This is a genomic window from Grimontia kaedaensis, from assembly GCF_023746615.1.
Lineage (GTDB): Bacteria > Pseudomonadota > Gammaproteobacteria > Enterobacterales > Vibrionaceae > Enterovibrio > Enterovibrio kaedaensis.
In genome coordinates, this window is the sequence record NZ_CP082276.1 from 1,039,757 (window position 1) to 1,058,158 (window position 18,402).

Annotated in this window: 19 protein-coding genes and 1 pseudogene; 12 read left to right on the plus strand and 8 right to left on the minus strand. The window is 45.5% G+C overall.

Annotated features, from left to right (window positions below):
- Positions 1 to 4: 4 nt before the first annotated feature.
- The gene (locus tag K6Q96_RS21625) at positions 5 to 466 is read right to left on the minus strand and encodes a methyltransferase family protein (protein WP_251880029.1); all 462 of its coding nucleotides are present in this window, start codon (positions 464 to 466) and stop codon (positions 5 to 7) included.
- A 417-nt stretch (positions 467 to 883) separates the two neighbouring features.
- Between K6Q96_RS21625 and K6Q96_RS21630 the strand changes: the two genes are divergently transcribed.
- From K6Q96_RS21630 to K6Q96_RS21650, 5 genes are read left to right on the plus strand one after another with little or no spacing between them, the layout of a single operon-like run.
- On the plus strand, positions 884 to 1,999 hold the full coding sequence (locus K6Q96_RS21630) for a mandelate racemase/muconate lactonizing enzyme family protein (RefSeq protein ID WP_251880031.1): 1,116 nt from the start codon (positions 884 to 886) through the stop codon (positions 1,997 to 1,999).
- 30 nt (positions 2,000 to 2,029) lie between these two features.
- Positions 2,030 to 3,061, plus strand: coding sequence for a zinc-dependent alcohol dehydrogenase (locus K6Q96_RS21635; RefSeq protein ID WP_251880032.1), 1,032 nt, complete (start codon positions 2,030 to 2,032; stop codon positions 3,059 to 3,061).
- Positions 3,062 to 3,064: 3 nt separating this feature from the next.
- A complete protein-coding gene (locus K6Q96_RS21640) occupies positions 3,065 to 3,823 on the plus strand; it encodes an SDR family NAD(P)-dependent oxidoreductase (RefSeq protein WP_251880034.1) in 759 nt (252 codons plus the stop codon).
- Positions 3,820 to 4,767 carry a sugar kinase gene (locus K6Q96_RS21645; RefSeq protein ID WP_251880036.1) on the plus strand — a complete coding sequence of 316 codons (948 nt, stop codon included), beginning with the start codon at positions 3,820 to 3,822 and terminating at the stop codon, positions 4,765 to 4,767. The genes K6Q96_RS21640 and K6Q96_RS21645 overlap by 4 nt, the downstream gene beginning before the upstream one ends.
- Before the next feature lie 14 nt (positions 4,768 to 4,781).
- The gene (locus tag K6Q96_RS21650) at positions 4,782 to 5,408 is read left to right on the plus strand and encodes a bifunctional 4-hydroxy-2-oxoglutarate aldolase/2-dehydro-3-deoxy-phosphogluconate aldolase (protein ID WP_251880038.1); all 627 of its coding nucleotides are present in this window, start codon (positions 4,782 to 4,784) and stop codon (positions 5,406 to 5,408) included.
- A 470-nt stretch (positions 5,409 to 5,878) separates the two neighbouring features.
- Here the strand turns inward: K6Q96_RS21650 and K6Q96_RS21655 are convergent, their stop codons facing one another.
- From K6Q96_RS21655 to K6Q96_RS21665, 3 genes are read right to left on the minus strand one after another with little or no spacing between them, the layout of a single operon-like run.
- On the minus strand, positions 5,879 to 7,159 hold the full coding sequence (locus K6Q96_RS21655; protein WP_251880040.1) for a TRAP transporter large permease: 1,281 nt from the start codon (positions 7,157 to 7,159) through the stop codon (positions 5,879 to 5,881).
- A 6-nt stretch (positions 7,160 to 7,165) separates the two neighbouring features.
- The gene (locus K6Q96_RS21660) at positions 7,166 to 7,744 is read right to left on the minus strand and encodes a TRAP transporter small permease (protein ID WP_251880042.1); all 579 of its coding nucleotides are present in this window, start codon (positions 7,742 to 7,744) and stop codon (positions 7,166 to 7,168) included.
- 14 nt (positions 7,745 to 7,758) lie between these two features.
- Complete coding sequence (locus K6Q96_RS21665) at positions 7,759 to 8,706, minus strand: sialic acid TRAP transporter substrate-binding protein SiaP (RefSeq protein WP_251880044.1); 948 nt, start codon at positions 8,704 to 8,706, stop codon at positions 7,759 to 7,761.
- Between the two features lie 549 nt (positions 8,707 to 9,255).
- Between K6Q96_RS21665 and K6Q96_RS21670 the strand changes: the two genes are divergently transcribed.
- A complete protein-coding gene (locus K6Q96_RS21670) occupies positions 9,256 to 9,981 on the plus strand; it encodes an FCD domain-containing protein (protein ID WP_251882371.1) in 726 nt (241 codons plus the stop codon).
- A gap of 39 nt (positions 9,982 to 10,020) precedes the next feature.
- Here K6Q96_RS21670 and K6Q96_RS21675 read toward each other — a convergent pair whose 3' ends face one another.
- The 3 genes and pseudogenes from K6Q96_RS21675 to K6Q96_RS21685 form a co-directional block, all read right to left on the minus strand.
- A complete protein-coding gene (locus K6Q96_RS21675) occupies positions 10,021 to 10,257 on the minus strand; it encodes a hypothetical protein (RefSeq protein WP_251880046.1) in 237 nt (78 codons plus the stop codon).
- A 5-nt stretch (positions 10,258 to 10,262) separates the two neighbouring features.
- Positions 10,263 to 11,129, minus strand: coding sequence for an AraC family transcriptional regulator (locus K6Q96_RS21680; protein WP_251880048.1), 867 nt, complete (start codon positions 11,127 to 11,129; stop codon positions 10,263 to 10,265).
- A gap of 191 nt (positions 11,130 to 11,320) precedes the next feature.
- Positions 11,321 to 11,818, minus strand: a pseudogene (locus tag K6Q96_RS21685) (heme-binding protein).
- Between the two features lie 416 nt (positions 11,819 to 12,234).
- Here K6Q96_RS21685 and K6Q96_RS21690 point away from each other — a divergent pair.
- Positions 12,235 to 12,915 (plus strand): response regulator transcription factor, encoded by a 681-nt coding sequence (locus tag K6Q96_RS21690; RefSeq protein ID WP_251880050.1) that lies wholly within the window; start codon positions 12,235 to 12,237, stop codon positions 12,913 to 12,915.
- Positions 12,893 to 14,311: a sensor histidine kinase gene (locus K6Q96_RS21695; protein WP_251880052.1), complete on the plus strand. Its 1,419-nt coding sequence runs from the start codon at positions 12,893 to 12,895 to the stop codon at positions 14,309 to 14,311. The genes K6Q96_RS21690 and K6Q96_RS21695 overlap by 23 nt, the downstream gene beginning before the upstream one ends.
- 33 nt (positions 14,312 to 14,344) lie before the next feature.
- On the opposite strand, the gene K6Q96_RS21700 is transcribed toward K6Q96_RS21695, so the two are convergent.
- Positions 14,345 to 15,055 (minus strand): cation efflux transmembrane domain-containing protein, encoded by a 711-nt coding sequence (locus K6Q96_RS21700; RefSeq protein WP_251880054.1) that lies wholly within the window; start codon positions 15,053 to 15,055, stop codon positions 14,345 to 14,347.
- A 262-nt stretch (positions 15,056 to 15,317) separates the two neighbouring features.
- On the opposite strand from K6Q96_RS21700, the gene K6Q96_RS21705 reads away from it, so the two are divergent.
- The 4 genes from K6Q96_RS21705 to K6Q96_RS21720 all read left to right on the plus strand — a co-directional run bounded on the left by K6Q96_RS21705 (position 15,318) and on the right by K6Q96_RS21720 (position 18,395).
- Complete coding sequence (locus tag K6Q96_RS21705; protein WP_165012200.1) at positions 15,318 to 16,202, plus strand: LysR family transcriptional regulator; 885 nt, start codon at positions 15,318 to 15,320, stop codon at positions 16,200 to 16,202.
- A 93-nt stretch (positions 16,203 to 16,295) separates the two neighbouring features.
- Entirely contained in the window at positions 16,296 to 17,210 is a 915-nt protein-coding gene (locus K6Q96_RS21710) for a M14 family metallopeptidase (RefSeq protein ID WP_251880056.1), read from the plus strand.
- 127 nt (positions 17,211 to 17,337) lie between these two features.
- Positions 17,338 to 17,739 carry a phosphate-starvation-inducible protein PsiE gene (locus K6Q96_RS21715; RefSeq protein WP_165012198.1) on the plus strand — a complete coding sequence of 134 codons (402 nt, stop codon included), beginning with the start codon at positions 17,338 to 17,340 and terminating at the stop codon, positions 17,737 to 17,739.
- Positions 17,740 to 17,879: 140 nt separating this feature from the next.
- Positions 17,880 to 18,395 carry a GNAT family N-acetyltransferase gene (locus K6Q96_RS21720; RefSeq protein WP_251880058.1) on the plus strand — a complete coding sequence of 172 codons (516 nt, stop codon included), beginning with the start codon at positions 17,880 to 17,882 and terminating at the stop codon, positions 18,393 to 18,395.
- Positions 18,396 to 18,402: the final 7 nt, after the last annotated feature.

The following is an 18,402-nucleotide window of genomic DNA, read 5'->3' on the forward strand; positions in this document are numbered from 1 at the left end:
GCGCCTATATCCAGCGTCTTACCTTGGTTATATATTCAGGAAAAGCATCCGGGAATTGACCCTTCAGGTACTCTTCTTCCGGCTCAATCTGAAAGCGGTTCATGTAAAAAACAAACGCTAAACAGCCCAATGCAGTGAACACGTTCGCCCAATAGAAAACGCCACCCACCAACACCAGCAACATACCAAGATACATAGGGTTTCGGGTAACCTTGTAAATACCGCCAGAAACAAGGGCGGTCGCTTCAGTCGTCAGCATCGGGTTAACAGTCGTTTTATGGCGACGAAACTCGACCACACCACTCACAGCAACAAACGCACCAATAGCAACAAACAACAACGGCAGTCCAGAGGGAAGGGAAACTAACCACTCGCTGGCAGGGGTAAACAGGGCAATGGTCTTCATCAATGCAAGTGCCAGCAAGACAACAATAACAGGGGGGATTTTCAGTTCAATGCTACTCACAACGCACCTCTTTTAGCGTAAAGAGAATATATTGTACCGAAAACCTATCTATAACTTCATCTAACTAGATGTAATCCATTGATATAAATCTAATATCTATCTAAAAAAATAGAATTTCATACTCCCACTAATAAAATCCATAGAAGCAAAACGTCACCTTCCCTCTACTTGCACCAGTTAATGACACCGCTCTAGCTTAGTAAAATAGCCAGCGGGCAACACTCAATATTTTGTCCATCACCTCCTTCTAAACCATCTTTTCCACGACCTCCGTTTTGGTACGACCAAATATTTTTAAAAATAAGACAAAAATTATATTAAAACACAAATAAAGTAGGTAAATAGCCATTTGCGACCCGAAAAAGATAATGATACACAGGTCAATTGGCATTTTTAATCATACCAAAATGGTGTTTTATGGAATCAGAACTACATATTGAAGGGAAAACCATCAATGCTGTGCAGACTCGTCGGTTCAAGCTACCACTGAGTGAACCAATGGCTGACGCTAAACACGGTACCCACACATACTTCGAGCTCATTACAGTACAGGTCACCTGCTCTGATGGCAGTACAGGTACTGGATATACCTATACCGGGGGCGTTGGTGGTCACGCAATTAAAGCCGTCATAGATAACGATCTTGAAAGCTTTCTCATAGGGAAAAACGCTCAAGATATCAGGGCACTATATGAGGATATGCTGTGGCGACTTCATTATGTCGGACGTGGAGGGATCTCTACTTTTGCTGTGTCTGCGGTAGATATCGCGTTATGGGATATCAAATGTAAAACCGAAAACATCCCTCTTTGGAAAGCAGCAGGTGGCTACTCTAAATATTGCAATTGCTACTGCGGTGGTATCGACCTTAACCTACCAACTCGGCGCTTATTACAAAACATCGATGGATATCTAGATCGCGGGGCCCAAGCGGTCAAAATTAAAGTTGGTCAGCCCAATCTGCAAGATGACATTGCTCGTGTAAAAGCTGTCAGGGAGCATATCGGAAACGATATAAGTTTTATGGTCGACGCCAACTATTCCATGACAGTAGAACAAGCGGTTGACGCAAGTCGCGCCTTCGAAACATTCGATATCAGATGGTTTGAAGAACCCACCATACCTGACGATTACTTCGCCTACCATGAAATTGCGAAGAAGACATCCATCCCTCTAGCAATGGGCGAAAACTTACACACGCAGCACGAGTTTGACTTGGCTTTGGCCATTGCCTCCCTTTCTTACATCCAGCCTGACGCTTCTAACTGTGGGGGTATTACTGGTTGGTTAGATGTTGCCGATAAAGCCAAGCTTTACAACATCCCTGTTTGTAGTCATGGCATGCAGGAACTGCATGTCAGCCTTGTCGCCAGTCAAGCTTGTGAAGGATGGCTGGAGATCCACTCATTCCCTATCGAGCAATACACACTGCAGCCCGTCGTTATAGAGAACGGAAAAGCTGTGGCACCGGATAACCCAGGTATCGGGGTATCGTTTGATTGGGAAAAACTGGAAGAAGACAGCGAAATCTAACCAAGAAAATAAAGAAAATGGAGTATTAAAATGACAAAAGCAGCCTTCTACTGCGGCGATAAAACTTTCCGCTTGGAAAGTGTGTCTCTAAATCAGCCCAAAGATGAAGAAGTACAGATCCAAGTCGCCTACTGCGGTATCTGTGGTACCGACGTTCACGTATATTCAGGACATATGGATCAAAGGGTGGGAACACACCGAATTATTGGTCACGAAATGTCTGGCGTGATTCGTGCTGTAGGCAAAGATGTTAACGATTTAAATATTGGTGATCATGTTGTCGTGAGACCGTTGTCTCACTGTGGCCAATGCTCCAGCTGCCAGCGAGGCTTGACACACATCTGTGAGAACCTTGTGTTTCACGGGTTAGATACAGATGGTGCTTTCCAAGAGTACTGGAATGTTCCTGCACATACTGTTCATAGTCTACCCAAAGACCTGTCGCTGTCCTATTCTGCCCTTGTAGAACCACTCGCCGTCGCTTGCCATGATGTCAGTCGCGCCAGAGTAGTTTCAGGGGAAGAAGTCCTTGTTATTGGTGGCGGCCCTATCGGCATGCTTATAGCAATGGTCGCTAAAGAAGCTGGTGCCAGCGTCTCGATTGTTGAAGTGGACCAAGAGCGCATTGCTTTTGCCGCTGAGCTGGGCTTTTCATCATTCGATGCAAGAGCGCCTGAGCTAAAAGAAACACTCCTGAACCAAACCAAAGGACAAGGTTTTCACGCTATTTTTGATACCTCTGGTGTACAAGCAGGTGTAGATCTATTTACTGAAGTAGCTGCGACCAGAGCACGAATTTGTATGGTCGCTATCCACACCAACAAGCCCAACATCGATCTGTTCGCGTTCTTCTGGAAAGAGCTTGAATTAGTTGGCGCACGTGTTTACGAGCCGGAAGACTTCGAGCAGGCAATCAAGCTCCTCAAAAGTAAAAAGATAGATGCGAGCTCAATGATAACCGGTATTTATCCTTTGGAAGAAATTCAAGAGGCGTTCACGCCCGCTAAAAAACTCTCCATGAAGACATTAGTTTCCGTATCGCCAGATTTGATGGAGGGATAAGCCATGCTATTCAACCTTGAAGGTAAAAAAGCGCTGGTTACTGGTGCACGAAGAGGCATAGGAAAAGCAATGGCCGAAGCGCTGGCTGAAGCGGGTGCGGATATTATTGCTGTGAGCCAACAATTAGAGCAAGCAGGCAGTGAAGTTGAGGCTTCAGTGAAAGCGAAAGGTCGTCAATTCTGGTGCTATCAATGTGACTTTTCGGACCGAAGTTCCGTTAATGCATTTCTCGCTCAAGTGGCTAGTGAGCACCCAGATATAGACATCCTCGTTAACAACGCTGGCACCATTTGCCGAGCGCCTGCTGCCGAGCACAGCGACGACTTTTGGGATAAAACCATAGAAGTAAACTTGAACGCTCAGTTCTTTATCACGCGAGAAATTGGAAAACGTATGGTCCAGCGTGGAAGAGGAAAAATCATTTTCACCGCCTCATTGCTTACTTTCCAAGGTGGCATAACGGTACCCGGGTATGCCGCTTCCAAAGGTGGCATAGGACAACTCACCAAAGCATTCGCCAATGAGTGGGCTGCTTCGGGCGTTAACGTTAATGCTATTGCTCCTGGGTACATCGCCACGGATAACACTCAAGCCTTGAGAGAAGACAAAGACCGCGCTGGCTCTATTCTAAGCAGAATACCAGCGGGACGTTGGGGTAAGCCAGAAGACTTCGCCGGCCCTATCGTTTTTCTGGCATCAAAAGCTTCTGATTATGTCGACGGCACCATTTTAACCGTTGATGGTGGATGGATGGGGCGATGAAAACAAGCAAAAGAGTAGCATTCTTGGGTGAGTGTATGCTCGAACTCAGTGGCACAAGCTTGGGTCAAATCCAACAAAGTTGGGGCGGAGACACACTCAATGCTGCTGTATATTTTCATCGAGCACAGTCTGCCAAAGATAAAACGACGGGGACCTATTTTGTGTCAGCACTCGGCACCGATCCTCTCAGTAATGAACTAAGCAAAGCTTGGGAGAAAGAAGGCGTACTCACCGAATATGTCCTTCGAGACCCAGAGAGGATGCCGGGCCTTTACCAAATACTGGTGTCACCAGAAGGAGAAAGAGAGTTTCTGTACTGGAGAGATAATTCCGCAGCAAAGTTTCTTCTTAAGAATGCCAAATTCCAAGGTATCAGTGAAAGCCTCACGGAAATTGATCTCTTGTGCTTAAGCGGTATCAGTCTTGGAATCTTTTGCCCTAATGACTTAATTAAGTTGTTCAACCTGTTAAGTAAAATCAGGATGCGGGGTGGCAAAGTGGCATTTGATAGCAACTATCGTCCCGCACTTTGGGAAAGTGCCGATAAAGCACGCCGTGCATACAAAAGTATGTATATCAGAACTGACATCGCACTGGTCACTTATGACGATGAAGCACTTCTCTGGGGGGATGATTCCCCCAGCGCCACAGCGAAACGTATTCATCAATCCGGTGTGGAAATCGTTGTTGTAAGAGATGGGGAGAACGGCTGTCATTACAGTACTTATAACCTTCCTAAACAGCATCATGTTCCCGCAAAGCAAATCGACAAGGTCGTAGATACAACAGCTGCTGGAGACTCCTTTACCGGTGCTTTCCTGTCTTCATACTTAGACGGAGAGAAGCTGGAAAGATGTTGTGAAGAAGGAAATACATTAGCCGGAAGCGTGATACAACACCCCGGAGCCATTATCCCATTGTCACTATTAGGCATACAGACATAAATGAAGGAAAGAACATGTCATCATTAAACGCCACGCTGTCAAAACTGCGCGTTGTACCCGTCATCGCGATTGATAACCCAGAAGATATTATTCCTCTTGGCGACGTACTGGTGGAAAACGGGCTGCCTGTGGCTGAAATTACTTACCGAACTTCAGCAGCAACAGAAGCCATAAAACTGTTGAGAGAAACCCAACCAGAAATGCTGATTGGTGCTGGCACAGTCCTCAATGCTCATCAGGCTGAAGCTGCTCAAAAAGCGGGAGCTACGTTTGCCGTGTCCCCTGGTTTAAACCCAAATACAGTGAAAGCGTGCCAATCTCTAAACTTCGAAATACTGCCGGGTATAAACAGTCCAACTAACATAGAGTCCGCATTAGAACTGGGAATAAACACACTTAAATTTTTCCCTGCAGAAGCATCAGGTGGCATCAATATGGTGAAATCTCTTCTGGCACCATACGGAGATGTATCTCTGGTCCCAACCGGAGGGATCAGCGCAAAAAACATCAATGAATATCTTTCGATCCCGCGAGTAATCGCCTGCGGTGGCACATGGATGGTAGATAAGAAACTCATCGATGAAGGTCGCTGGGATGAATTGGCAAAACGTGTTAGAGAAGCCGTTAGTATGACTCAATAATTCTCATCTATTTACAGGCCCTATATATTTCTGTAGACCACCTTCTTCCCGGTGGTTTTTTTATTTAACCTTTAAGATTCCTCTTTTATTTCCCCTTCGATATCAAGTTAAAATACCCAATACCCAATACCCAATACCCAATACCCAATACCCAATACCCAATACCCAATACCCAATACCCAATACCCAATACCCAATACCTAACACCTAACACCTAACACCTAACACCTAACACCTAACACCTAACACCTAACACCTAATTATCTGCTTATCTGTATAAACGCCCAACACATATTAAAACTTAAGTGGGAGAATCTAACCTTTCCACAGTAAAATAAGCACCATAATCAGGCTATAAGAAGTCGCTATCTTAGATGGAAATTGTCGATTTATAAGCTAGCTCAGATAAAAAATGCCCCTACAGTTGTAGGGGCATGAGCTATAAGAATTGATGTATCAAGAGTAACGAACTAGGGCTGATATATTACCGAGGGTAACCACATAGAGAGACCAGGTAAGAAAGTTAACAGCATCAGCACCGTCACCAAAGGAATTAAAAATGGGGCAGTGGCAACAACACAACGTTCAAATGGAACATTTGCAACCTTCGCTAATACATAAAGTACCATTCCAACCGGCGGCGTCAGAAGCCCTAACATCAAATTCAAAATCAGAATAATGCCAAAGTGCACGGGCGAAATACCCAACTGCGTAACTACTGGTAAAAGCACTGGAACCAATATGGTGATCGCCGCTAGCGTCTCCATAAAACACCCAATGAATAGAATCAGTAACGTAATGATTAACAACAGAACAATCTTGTTATCAGATAACGCTAACAGGAAATCAGCAAAGCCTTGAGCAACCTGATTTGCTGTTAAGATCCAGGCAAAAACAGCTGAAGCAGCAATTATCATCAAAATAGACGCCGTCGTTTCTACTGTATCAACAGATACTTTCAGCAACGAACGCCAAGTCAATGTTTTATAGATAACAAGACCCAGAAACATTGAGTATGCAACAGCTGCAATTGCCGCTTCAGTTGGTGTAAATATCCCAAAAAGAATTCCGCCAACAATAATAACCGGTGTCATCAAAGGTGCGAACGCATGGATGAATGTTTGATAGAGCCTCGAAATTAAGAAGCTTCCATCACGTGGATACCCGTTTTTCCTTGAATACCACGACACCATCAACATCAAAGAGAGCGCCATCAATAACCCAGGGACAATGCCCGCAGCAAACAACTGCCCTATTGATGCATCAGCAATCACACCATAAACAATGAGAGGTAGAGAGGGCGGTATGATAGGACCAATAGTAGAAGAGGCAGCCGTCACACCAACAGAGAAGCTGTCGTCATAACCTGAATCTCTCATTGCTTTGATTTCAATACTTCCGAGCCCTCCTGCATCTGCTACCGCAGCGCCAGACATGCCCGCAAATATAACACTTGCACCAATATTCACGTGACCCAAGCCACCATGAAGCCAGCCTACACATGCTCGTGCGAAGGCAAAGATCCTGTCTGTAATCCCCGCCTCATTCATCAAATGACCTGCGAGAATAAAGCAAGGCACAGCGATAAGAGGGAAACTATTTACACCATTGATCATGTTGTGTAACACGATTAAGTCAGGCATCCCTTCGAGTAGGATGAAAATTAAGGAAGCTAACCCCAGAGAAACGGCGACAGGAACACCGATAATGAGAAAGAAAAAGAGAGAAATAAATAATATTGATATACCCATCGAGTGTTACTCCTTTGTACTCTGGGTTTCGATTTCTTGGAGAATGTCTTTACTGCTCATGCGAGCTTTTCTCATCATTCGCCACAAAGAAAAGAAAGCCATTAGCAAGAAACTCCCCGCGACTATCCAATAAATAGTCGCCTTAGGAACGGGTATAGAAACCATATTCTGTCTGGTAATCACCGCCAATTGGACACCGATGTAGACCATATACGAATAGAAGAATATTGTGAGTGTTTCTGCCGTCAGTGCAGTGGCTTTAACAAACCTCGCAGAGAGATATCGGTAGAAAAACTCAAGAAATATATGACTCCCTTTACGAACGGCCGTAATCGATCCAGAAAACGCCAGTATCACCAAGAGAAATCTCGCCACCTCCTCTGTCCATCCTAATGAGTCATTCATCGCGTAACGAGTGAAAAACTGCAGAAATACAACGAACATTAGAACGCCGAAGCAGATTAGTCCTGGCGCATCTATTAAATGAACGTCTTTCTCAAAGATATCGTTTCTCCGCAAGTTATCTGAAGAAGAGGCTCTTTCGAGCCTCTCAGTTAACTGCCGATTTATAATTTTTCTCAGCATTATTTATCCCCTGCTTACAACGCTTTTAAACGTTCCGCTTGGGTTTGAGTAAATGGCAGATCGTCACCTGAAAGCAGAGGGGCAACAGCATCCTGGAAAGCCTTTTTATCTACGGTGTTAACTGACACACCTTGCGATTCAAACCAAGCACCAAGTTCTTGTTCAGATTTGTTAACTTCTCCTGACGCACGAAGAGAAGCTTCATCCATCACCGCCAACAGCGTCCCATAGTCACCTTCGCTCACTTTCATTTTCGTTAGACCAGAGACTAGAGTCAGAGAAGAAATCGTAATATGACCAGTTAAGTTGATATTTGATTGAACTTCATAGAATTTCTTGAACTTAATGGTTGGCAATGGGTTCTCTTGCGCATCGACCACTCCCTGCTGAAGTGCTAGATATACTTCAGAGAAAGCCATTGGTGTTGGGTTAGCACCAGTCGCATTCGGAAACATCATAAACAGTGGTGCGTTTGGTACGCGGATTTTTAAGCCTTCCATATCTTTCGGAGATTTTATCGGCTTATTTGAGGTAACGTGGCGTTGTCCATAGTAGGACAGAGCGACAATCTCATTGTTCGTGGCTTCTTTGTATCCTGCTTTAATTTCATTGAAAAGATCGCTGTTTCTATAAGCTTTCCAGTGATCAAAGTCTCTTATCATAAATGGGTAGTTTGAAATAGATACAGGACCATAGAACTGCTCTGAGAAAGCGGCGCCAGAGTAAATGATATCTACTGAGCCGATATTCAGTCCTTCGTTAATATCCACTTCTTTACCCAATGAGGAACTTGGATAAACTTTCAGTTCCAACCTGCCATCGGTCCGGTTTTTCAGCTCATCTGCTGCCCACAAAGCCGCTTTGTGGTACGGATGCTCAGGCTCATAAACATGGGCCCACTTTAAGGTTGCGGCTGAAACCATTGAGCTTGTGAAAACACTGGTGGCAATGACACCGCTCATCGCTAACAACTTGAAAGATCGTGAAGGCAAGTTTTTTGTACGACCATATGACAGGTTTGTACATAGTGATTTAGTCCATTTGTGAAAGTGTTCCATTTGCATTGTCGAGTCCTCTAACTACTGTATGTACGTCCCAACACACCTATATTCTCTCTGACCAAGGTTTAAAGCACTGACGACAGAGTTGTCATCTTGAGGCTATATCCCGGTAGCCACTCATTTATACTGGTGTGTTCTGAACAAGTTCGCGCAATCTTTCCCAAAATTTTTTAACCTACTGATTTTTATTCAACGTTTAATCAGCTTTTGTTTAGTCTCCTCATACCTGCAAAAGACATTTGGTACGACCAAACTGAAATGATAGTGTCCTCAAAAAACCTTAAATGCAACATTATATTTACATTATGGGGAATAAACGCAGATATGCTCATTTATGAAACAGATCTCTAAATAATATGATCGTACCAAATCTAAAGAACAACTCAGCAAGAATGCGAGTCTATGATGTAATAGAATGAAAGGATTGAAACAGAGTGAGTCGTGGCAGCAATGGTGAAGCAAAACAAACTGGTAACAGAAGATAGTGCTATCAATAAGGGACGTGTAGCAGACGAGATCATAGACGAACTCGAAAGGCAAATAGTGAGTGGTCAGTTGAAAGACAGCGCACCACTTCCCTCAGAGAGAGCCATGATGGAAACGTTCAATGCCAGTAGAACTGTTATACGTGAGGTCATCGTAGCTCTTGAGAACCGTGGGCTAATTATCAATCGCGCCCGCTACCGGCCAATTGTAAAAAAGCCAGATTACAAAACAGCGCTCGATGCAGTTGGTGGAATTGTTAAGCACTTCATTTCCAACAAACCTGATGTTAAACACCTATACGACATGAGGGTTTTCGTCGAAAGAATGTTAGTGAGAGATGCTGCTGCTAAGGCAACAAAACAAGACATTCAATTATTGAAAGCAGCTCTCGCAGAAAACAAGGCAGCGATGGGGGACTCTCAACGGTTCTACCAAACTGACAAGGCATTCCACGCGACACTTTACCAAATCTCGGGGAATCCTATTATGCCCACCGTTCATCAAGGGTTTACTTCTTGGCTGGCGCCACACTGGGACATGATGGACAGAGACTTGGAGAAGAATCAAAACAACTATGCCGCACATGAAGCGATTTATATTGCCATATTGGAGCGTGACCCAGATGCGGCAGAACAAGCGCTCGTAAGCCATTTAGATACATCCTGGCAACAAGTTTCTTCGACGTTTTAATCACTTTACATCTTTTCAAACTAGAGGAACCTATGTTCCTCAACGCTCCAAGGTATTTGGACTGACGTAATAAAAAAGAGTAAATAAAAGCGCCAGAATGAAGTTTACCTGCCAAAGTCCATTGTCCCAGAACGTCAGGGGTTCTTCCGACCATATCCGCAGTGACAATACGAACATTTCCCCTTTCACCGTGATAACAAACAATACGGCAAGATAAGTTTTGATAAAACTCGCCGCACCCAGACGGGCGCAACACAGAAGCTTCTCCACCCCCATAAAATTCACAGTATTGGCAGGTAAATGTCAGTGATCATTTCGCGCTCGGCCACTTCAGGGAACAAGTTGATTCTTTCGAAAAACACTGGAAAGTCACGAAGCTTTTCACCCGATTGCTCAAGCCACGGTGAATAAAGGTAGCGAACAGCAACGCCAATGGCATCAGTACTACCGATAAACCTGAGCTTCGCGCATCGCCCGCCTTCAATGGTTTTCACTTTGATATGTGGATCGGACAGATCTGCTTTTTTAGGGAGCTCACAGCCAATATCAAAGCGGAAGGAAGAATCGGTTACCGCATCAGGGTCATCAAAAACCAGATTGAAGGTGCGATATTTCGACGGGGGGCAATGATTGGCACGTCGCCACTCAATAAACTCACCTACCGTTCCACCGAGTCGATTAGGTGAATCTCGGTGCTCGATAGCAGCAATCGTGATGCTCGGGACATCCACAATCTCTACCTCAAAGTCAGCACCATTCATATAGACCTCATTCCGTACCCGAACAATGGCATCAAAGTGAGTCTCCCAAGACGCCCAGTCTGGATCCTGCCTGAAAGCTGAAGGGGAAACACCAAACACTTTCCTGAACGCGCGGGAGAAGGATTCGCTGTTTTCGTAGTTACAATCGAGAGCAATATCAGTCACAGAGATATCAGGACGATAGACCAACTGATAGGAGGCCTTTTTCAGGCGAAGCAGCCTGACGTAGGTGGCAACGTTGACGCCATAGCGGATGGAAAACTGACGGTGGAAATGGAACTTAGATAGGCATGCAACGCCGGAGAGTGCATCTAAATCAATGTCGCTATCAAGGTTGAGTTCAATGAATTCGCGAGCTCTTTCCAGTTTTGCCGTTAAGTGATGCATCTTGGTTCTATTTACCGTTTCGTCCATGTTCAGTTTTATTCTGAGTCTGCCAATTGCACGGCAAATCAGTCAGACCAAATTATCCTGAAACCGAAAATAAAACATGACCAAAATTGCTGAGCTTCGATCCACACTGGGCTTTATCAAACGCTGGAAATGGAAAGAGCAGAGTCCCCCCTGCTCTTATCGCACTATTTGAGATGTTTCTTTATGGCAGCTTCTGCACACGCAACGTCAAGGAGCCCGCCAGGCGCACCACCAACACCAATCCCACCAATAATCATATTTTTCTCTTTCAGCGGAATACCTCAGGCCAAAAGCAACAGATTCTCATCCATATACTGAAGTGGCTTTAGGATTGGTTTGTCGTTGATGGTCTTCATCAAATCAGCCGTTGGACGTCTAATGCTGACGGATGTGAATGCTTTCTGGCGAGAGCTCTCTAATGTGTGGGTTTCTGCATTGTTATCATGAACCTGAGCTAACACCCTTCACGTTGGTCCAACTACGGTAACCGTCACCGCATAGCCATCTTTCTTACACTGGCTCATGGCTTCCACTGCAAGGTTAAAAGCAACGGAAGAAGAAAGTTCCGATTTCTGAATGCTGATGTCCATTGCCATTGCGTCAAAGGAAGTAAAACAGTTTGCGCCAATAACCAGTGCTAATTGTTTCAATGATAGTTTCATGAGCACGGTCCTTTCTGTTCGACTTAACGTGATATACCCAAACGACCGAAGATGCTCGTATTCAGGGATCATCAATGCGTTCAATTCGAGGCAAATTTCGCGAGGAATAGTCATTCTATTTCCATGGGATTTAACGAAGAAGTGGGCGTATTGAGGCCCTCCCATCGGGCGAGTTGACCGACACCGTGCTCTTTGTTGTTCCTTTTTGATGGAGGTGGCTACACCAGCAAAGGAACGCCGCGATCACAACGCCAGTCAATCTCGCTGATTCCGGCATCTTCAGTTTTTTTGGGTATAAACAAATTACCCGGAACCTAATTACCCAAAACTTTCCAAACCGTTACATACTTGTAATGAAAGCAAAATCACCGACACGCTCTGATAAATTGAAACAAAGACAAAAATGGGGTCATGGATTGAATTTATTGATCGTCGAAGATGACGCATATATACAGCAGTTTCTCCAGCAAGGATTTGAACAGGAAGGATGCTCAACCACGCTGGCAAAAACGGGTGTAGAAGCTCTTCACTGCGCCACTCAAGATCATTACGACGTGGTGATTTTGGATCTGATGCTGCCAGAATTGGATGGCATGACATTGCTTCGCCAACTTCGTGGGCAGAGTCATAACGTTCCCATAATCATTCTCAGTGCCAAACACTCGGTTCAGGAACGTGTAACTGGATTGCAATGCGGCGCTGATGATTACCTTGTCAAACTCTTCGCATTTACTGAGCTGATGGCGCGATACCAGTCTATTTCACGCCGGGGAGCGAGAGAATCCAGCTCTCCCACATCATTGAGCTTTGATGAACTCAGCCTTGACTCAATCCGACGCGAACTGGTCAGGGGTGATGAGCGTATATCCCTAAATAAAAGGGAATTTTCACTCGCAGAGCTTTTTCTCAGAAGCCCGGAAAAAGTGATGTCGGAAACAACTATTCTCGAACAAGTGTGGGGTTACCAGTTTGATCCCCAGACTAACGTAGTAGACGTGCTTGTTTGCCGACTAAGAAACAAAGTAGACAAGTCATTTTCCCATTCGCTGATACATAACATACGGGGAGTCGGTTATGTCCTCAGAAAAGAGTGTTAGCCAGTCACTCTCTAGAACACAGCGCCATCTGTTCTTACGATTTGTTCTGATACTTGCGCTGTGTTTGGTCGTGGTACAAATCACTATTGCAGTGATGTTGGTTTATGGCTCTCAACGCAACGATGTAAAACTACTCAGTTCGATGCAAGCTGAGTACCAGCGAATTATCACCTTCAACAACGATGATAAATTTCTCCAAGTCATCACTTCCAATCCCCAGCGACTGGAAGAAAACCAAATCGCCATTTTCTGGCAACCCGAGAACCAGCAAGAGGCAAGAATAATCGGTGGTTTTAACCTGGAATCACCGCTCGCGTCCTTGGACAATTACTTAGCCAGCGAACGAAGCTGGATCGCCCAAATCACCAGCACGCCATTTACCTCCTTACCTATACAGGCAAAAACAGGAACCTATTGGATGGTACAGCCGACGTTGGCGCATTTCCCAACAGTGTTGAGTGAATGGAAAAGAATTGGCATGGCGCTCTCTTTCTTAGCTGTCATTTGCGCGGCTTTTGTCTGGAAGCTCATCCACTCAACCCTCGCGCCGCTTTTCACCCTGGCTCATCAGTTGGATGAAGCCAGTACAGCCTCACTGGACACCTTATACATTGCTTTTAATGCATCAACCGGTAACCAGTCAGGCCAGTTATCAGCGATGAGCCAAAGCATCAACAAACTGCTGACCCGGCTAAGTATGGTCATTGAAAGTATGGAAAACACACTTCATGCCATAGCATATGACCTGAGGACGCCTCTCTCACGTATTCGACTCTCCGCAGACAGCACGCTCATTAGTGCCAAACCTAAAACGGAGACTGAAGAAGCATTAAAATCGGCACTGGCGGACTGCCTTGAATCCTCAGAAATTGCCAGCCAAATGCTGACCACGTTAATGAAAATCAATGATGAAGCCGCAGGTAGAAGTTTACCGACCTTTCAGCCCATCGACGTCAAAAAAACCCTAAACAAAGTGGCTGAGTGGTACGAAGAAGCTGCGAAGGAAAAATTAATCACGCTGAGTGTTGAGTGCGAACAGGATCAACAGCTTGTGAGTGACGAAAGTAAGTTAATTCAGGTTCTCGTAAACCTTCTCGACAATGCCATTAAGTTCACGCCAGAAGGAGGAAACGTTGTGTTGGCATATGTTACGGACGACCAATCTACACGTATTACGGTAAGCGACACTGGAATGGGGATCGCAGAGGAACATCAGTCTTTGATTTTCTCACGCTTGTTCAGAACAGAACAAAGCCGCTCAACTGAAGGTTATGGACTTGGGCTGTCATTGGCTAAAGCCATTACAACCACGATTCAGGGAGATTTAAGTGTGTCTTCAGTGCTAGGAAAAGGGAGTGTTTTTACGGTCAGTTTTCCACAAAAAAGAGCAGCCTAAGCTGCTCTTTTCTTCAAACTACTCTTTTGTGAGTCAAGCAAGGACACCCTCACCCTTTTCGTTCATTGACGCCTGATGGATAGCCATCAGTTTCTTCGAAGACTCGCTGATCATCTTCACTGGTACGGTAGCAAAATAAACCGAAGCTAAGATCACCATCATTGGGTCAGCATATACTGCATATTCTTCCAGACCACTCATCATCAAACCTGCGGCCACTAAGAAACCCAACAACACGGCTGCGCTGATCACTGTGTCCATCAACCATTGGCTTGATTCTGCTTTCAGGATCGCTGAAGGACGCTTACCGGATTGTTTACGAACCGCCATGTAGGTTGCCAGACAGCCCACCACGTTGATCACACCAAAAACCAGCGCAAAACCTGCATTCACTTCACGACCACCGTCGAACATGGCCTGCATTGCTGAAGCGAATGACACCAGACAAACAATACCCACCACCAAGCCTTTCGTCAGAACCACCAGCGATTCAATCACTGCGGCCTTTCGCGCAGATACTGGCTGCTCATTTTTGCCTGACTTTTTCACAGGTTTACGAATGTACATGGTTGCCGCAAGCGCCATTAGAGAGAGAGCCAGACTGACAAGAGAATAAGCGCCGTCGAACACAATAACCATAGATCCCGCCCAGATGCCCAGGCCAATACCCATCGCTGCGAAACCTAAACAAGCAAGGGTAGAAAACTTCAATAAGTTACGTTCTTTCGTATATTCACAAGACATAAATCCCCACAAAGTGACAAAAATTTTGACAGTAGCGAGAATAACCAAACCACCTCTTAGCATTTAGCGCAGTGCTTATTGGCCTGAAACAACCGTTTATATGAGGTAATTTGGGTATTCCTTAACGCTCTTGAAATACAATAACCGCTTTCGACAAAATCAAAGAGTTTCTGAGCGACAACTTTTTCGTCACCAGGTCTTTTCACTGAAATATTTAGGCGTAGAATCAACTCCCACTGGATTGATGAAACGGTATGCAGGTATGCGTAGCAGCCAAATAGAAATGTTTCTGACCGCGGTAGAAGAAGGCTCGATTGCCGGCGCTGCCCGTGAACTCGATAAAAGCCGAACGACAGTGAGTGCAGCGATCAGCGCATTGGAAGACAGTTTAGGTGTGGAATTACTTGCCCGCTCTGGCAACAGCGTGAAACTCACAGACGTTGGACGAATGGTGCATGACGATTGCGAACGGTTGCTTCAAGCTGCCGTGGATATCGAAGCCAAATGCCGGCAATTCGAAAGTGGCATTGAATCTGCCCTTCGCATCGGTCGTGATGATGCACTGCCAGAATCTTTCTGGCGCGCCACTATGCGGGAAATTCAGCAACAGTTCCCCGATTCCAGCGTATCCATTTACGTAGCTCCACCACCTGAGCTATACGAAATGGTAGATGAAAACATGGTTGATGTGGCCTTTGGTCTCTTGCCTGAAACCCGCGCGTTCGGTCGCATCAATTCGAAAAAACTCGGTCAGGTCCGCATGATGTCTGTGGTGCGCAAAGATCATCCATTGGCGTCTATGAAACGTATCCAACGCGCAGACTTGGAACGCTATACCGAAATCACCCTCGCTTACGTCGATGACGAAGGCCTTAAAGCACTGGATCCAATCTCACCACACTACATCGCATTGCCTTTTTATGAGCACCTCCGCGATGCGGTACTAGATGGTTCGGGTTGGTCAAATGTGCCATCTATGCTGTTAAGGAAGTATCTTCGTAGTGGCACGTTGCAGGTCATGCGTCACTCCAACGCGATGCAATGGCAACCTTATGGTGAAATCACCGCCATGGATGCACGTGGCGGCGCATTGACAGCCTGGCTTTCAGATAGGTTGGAAAGTTTTCTCGTGGCAGATGCAGAGTAAGTAAATCAATTATCACTCGATAAAATTGTTTGCCACTGAGGGCTAAGGTGCGAATAATCTCACCGACAAAGTAACAGGAGAACAGTAACAAGCATGTCTAACGCATACCCGATCGGTACACCAGGTCAACCTTGGGGTAAGGAAGAAAGAGTGCAATGGCTGCACACGGTGAGCATCAAACGCAGCTATCAAGAAGAAGTGCTGAGCAAAATCAACGCGCTGAAAGATCGCTTCGATGTCGAGCAATATGGTGCGCTCTCATATAACAAAGCTCGCTACCCACAGTTCGGTATTCGCAGCCGCAATTTCGATGCTTCCAAACCTACCATTCTGATCACGGGTGGCGTGCATGGCTATGAAACCAGCGGTGTTCACGGCGCTCTGAAGTTTCTTGATACAGAAGCCCTAAACTACACAGAGCATTTTAATTTGGTGGTTGCCCCATGTGTCAGCCCGTGGGGTTACGAAACCATTAACCGATGGAACCCCCAAACTATCGACCCTAACCGCTCCTTCTATGAAAACAGCCCTTCAGAAGAAGCGGCAAATGTGATGGCTTGGGTTAAAGGTCTGGGTGTGGAAATCTTCACCCATATCGATCTACACGAAACCACCGACACCGATGAGTCTGAGTTCCGCCCTGCGCTGGCGGCCCGTGACGGCAAAGAATTTGAGCCTGACACTGTACCAGACGGTTTCTACACCGTTGGCGACTCAGACATGCCGAACACGGAATTCCAAACTGCAATCATCAATGAAGTGCGCAAAGTCACTCACATTGCACCAGCCGATGCAAACGGCAATATCATTGGCACTCCAGTTGAACAGGAAGGTGTAATTAACTATCCAACAAAGAAGCTGGGCTTGTGCAGTGGCTTCACCAGTTGCCAATACGGCACAACAACGGAAGTTTACCCAGACAGCCCGAAAGTCACTGACGAAGAATGTAACGACGCGCAGGTTGCCGCTGTTCGCGGTGCGCTGAACTATTTGCTTTCGGTTCAATAACAGACACTTCAAACGCTCTTCATAATCGCACTCCTTCAATATTGAAGGGGTGTGCTCTTGCCAATGAGACGGCACAGCTATAAATCTTCTCGCTACACTGCCATTTTACCCAAGGATGGTGGTGAAAATGCCCAAGAATAAAAATACGTCTAAAGTCATACACTTTATGGAAAACTGCGTGCTGGTGCTGATTGTGATTGCCACAATCTATGCCATCGGCGAGGAGATCCATTTAGTCATCGTTAACCGCACCGTATCAGTCGGTGATCTTCTACTGATGTTCATCTACCTCGAAGTGCTCGCCATGGTTCACAGCTTCTTCGAATCAGGGAAAGTACCCGTCCGCATGCCTCTCTACATTGGAATAGTTGCACTGGCGCGTTACCTTATCCTCGACATGAAAAACATGGATGACTGGCGAATCCTGTCTATCACCTTTGCGGGTCTTATCCTCGCCATTACCGTGTTTGTTATCAGAATCGGTCATATCAAATTCCCCTACCCCAAAGTACCAGGTGGGGAGGAATAGAAAAACGCCTTTTCATATCGAGTTCACTCGCATAGCCACAAGAGCATGTTGAAAGCGTCATGTGGCTATGCGTAACTGATTTTTATTAATCCACACTAGCCCTAGCCACTCAACAAGGCTCAATAAAAGAAAAATCATTGATGAATGTTTTAGTAAGGAATGCATCACTCAAAGATGTCAGTAACATCGCCCAAATCCATGTGGACGCATGGATACAGACTTATGAAGGACTCATTCCTGAAGACTACATAAAGGCCCAAACGTTCGAAAAGCGTGAAGCCTTATGGCGTAAAATCATCAGCAAAAATCTTGCCCATGTTCTCGTCGCCGAGCAAAACCAAAACTTGGTGGGTTTCGCGAGTTTTGGACAGGATGTCCATTCACCAGAGCAAAATAGCTACGAATTAACAAGCATCTATCTGTTACCAAAGGCCACAGGCCGGGGCGTAGGTAAAGCTCTCTATAGTAAATGCGAGGAAAAGCTTCAGCATCTTCAAGCTACATCTGTTTCACTATGGGTGTTGGATACAAACCATCGAGCAATCAGTTTTTACAACACGCTTGGTTTTGGACCGACGGGGAAATCCAACAAGGAACGCAGTGGGAATATCACACTGAATGATTTAGAAATGATCAAACGGATAAGTATCTCTTGAGAAGCTC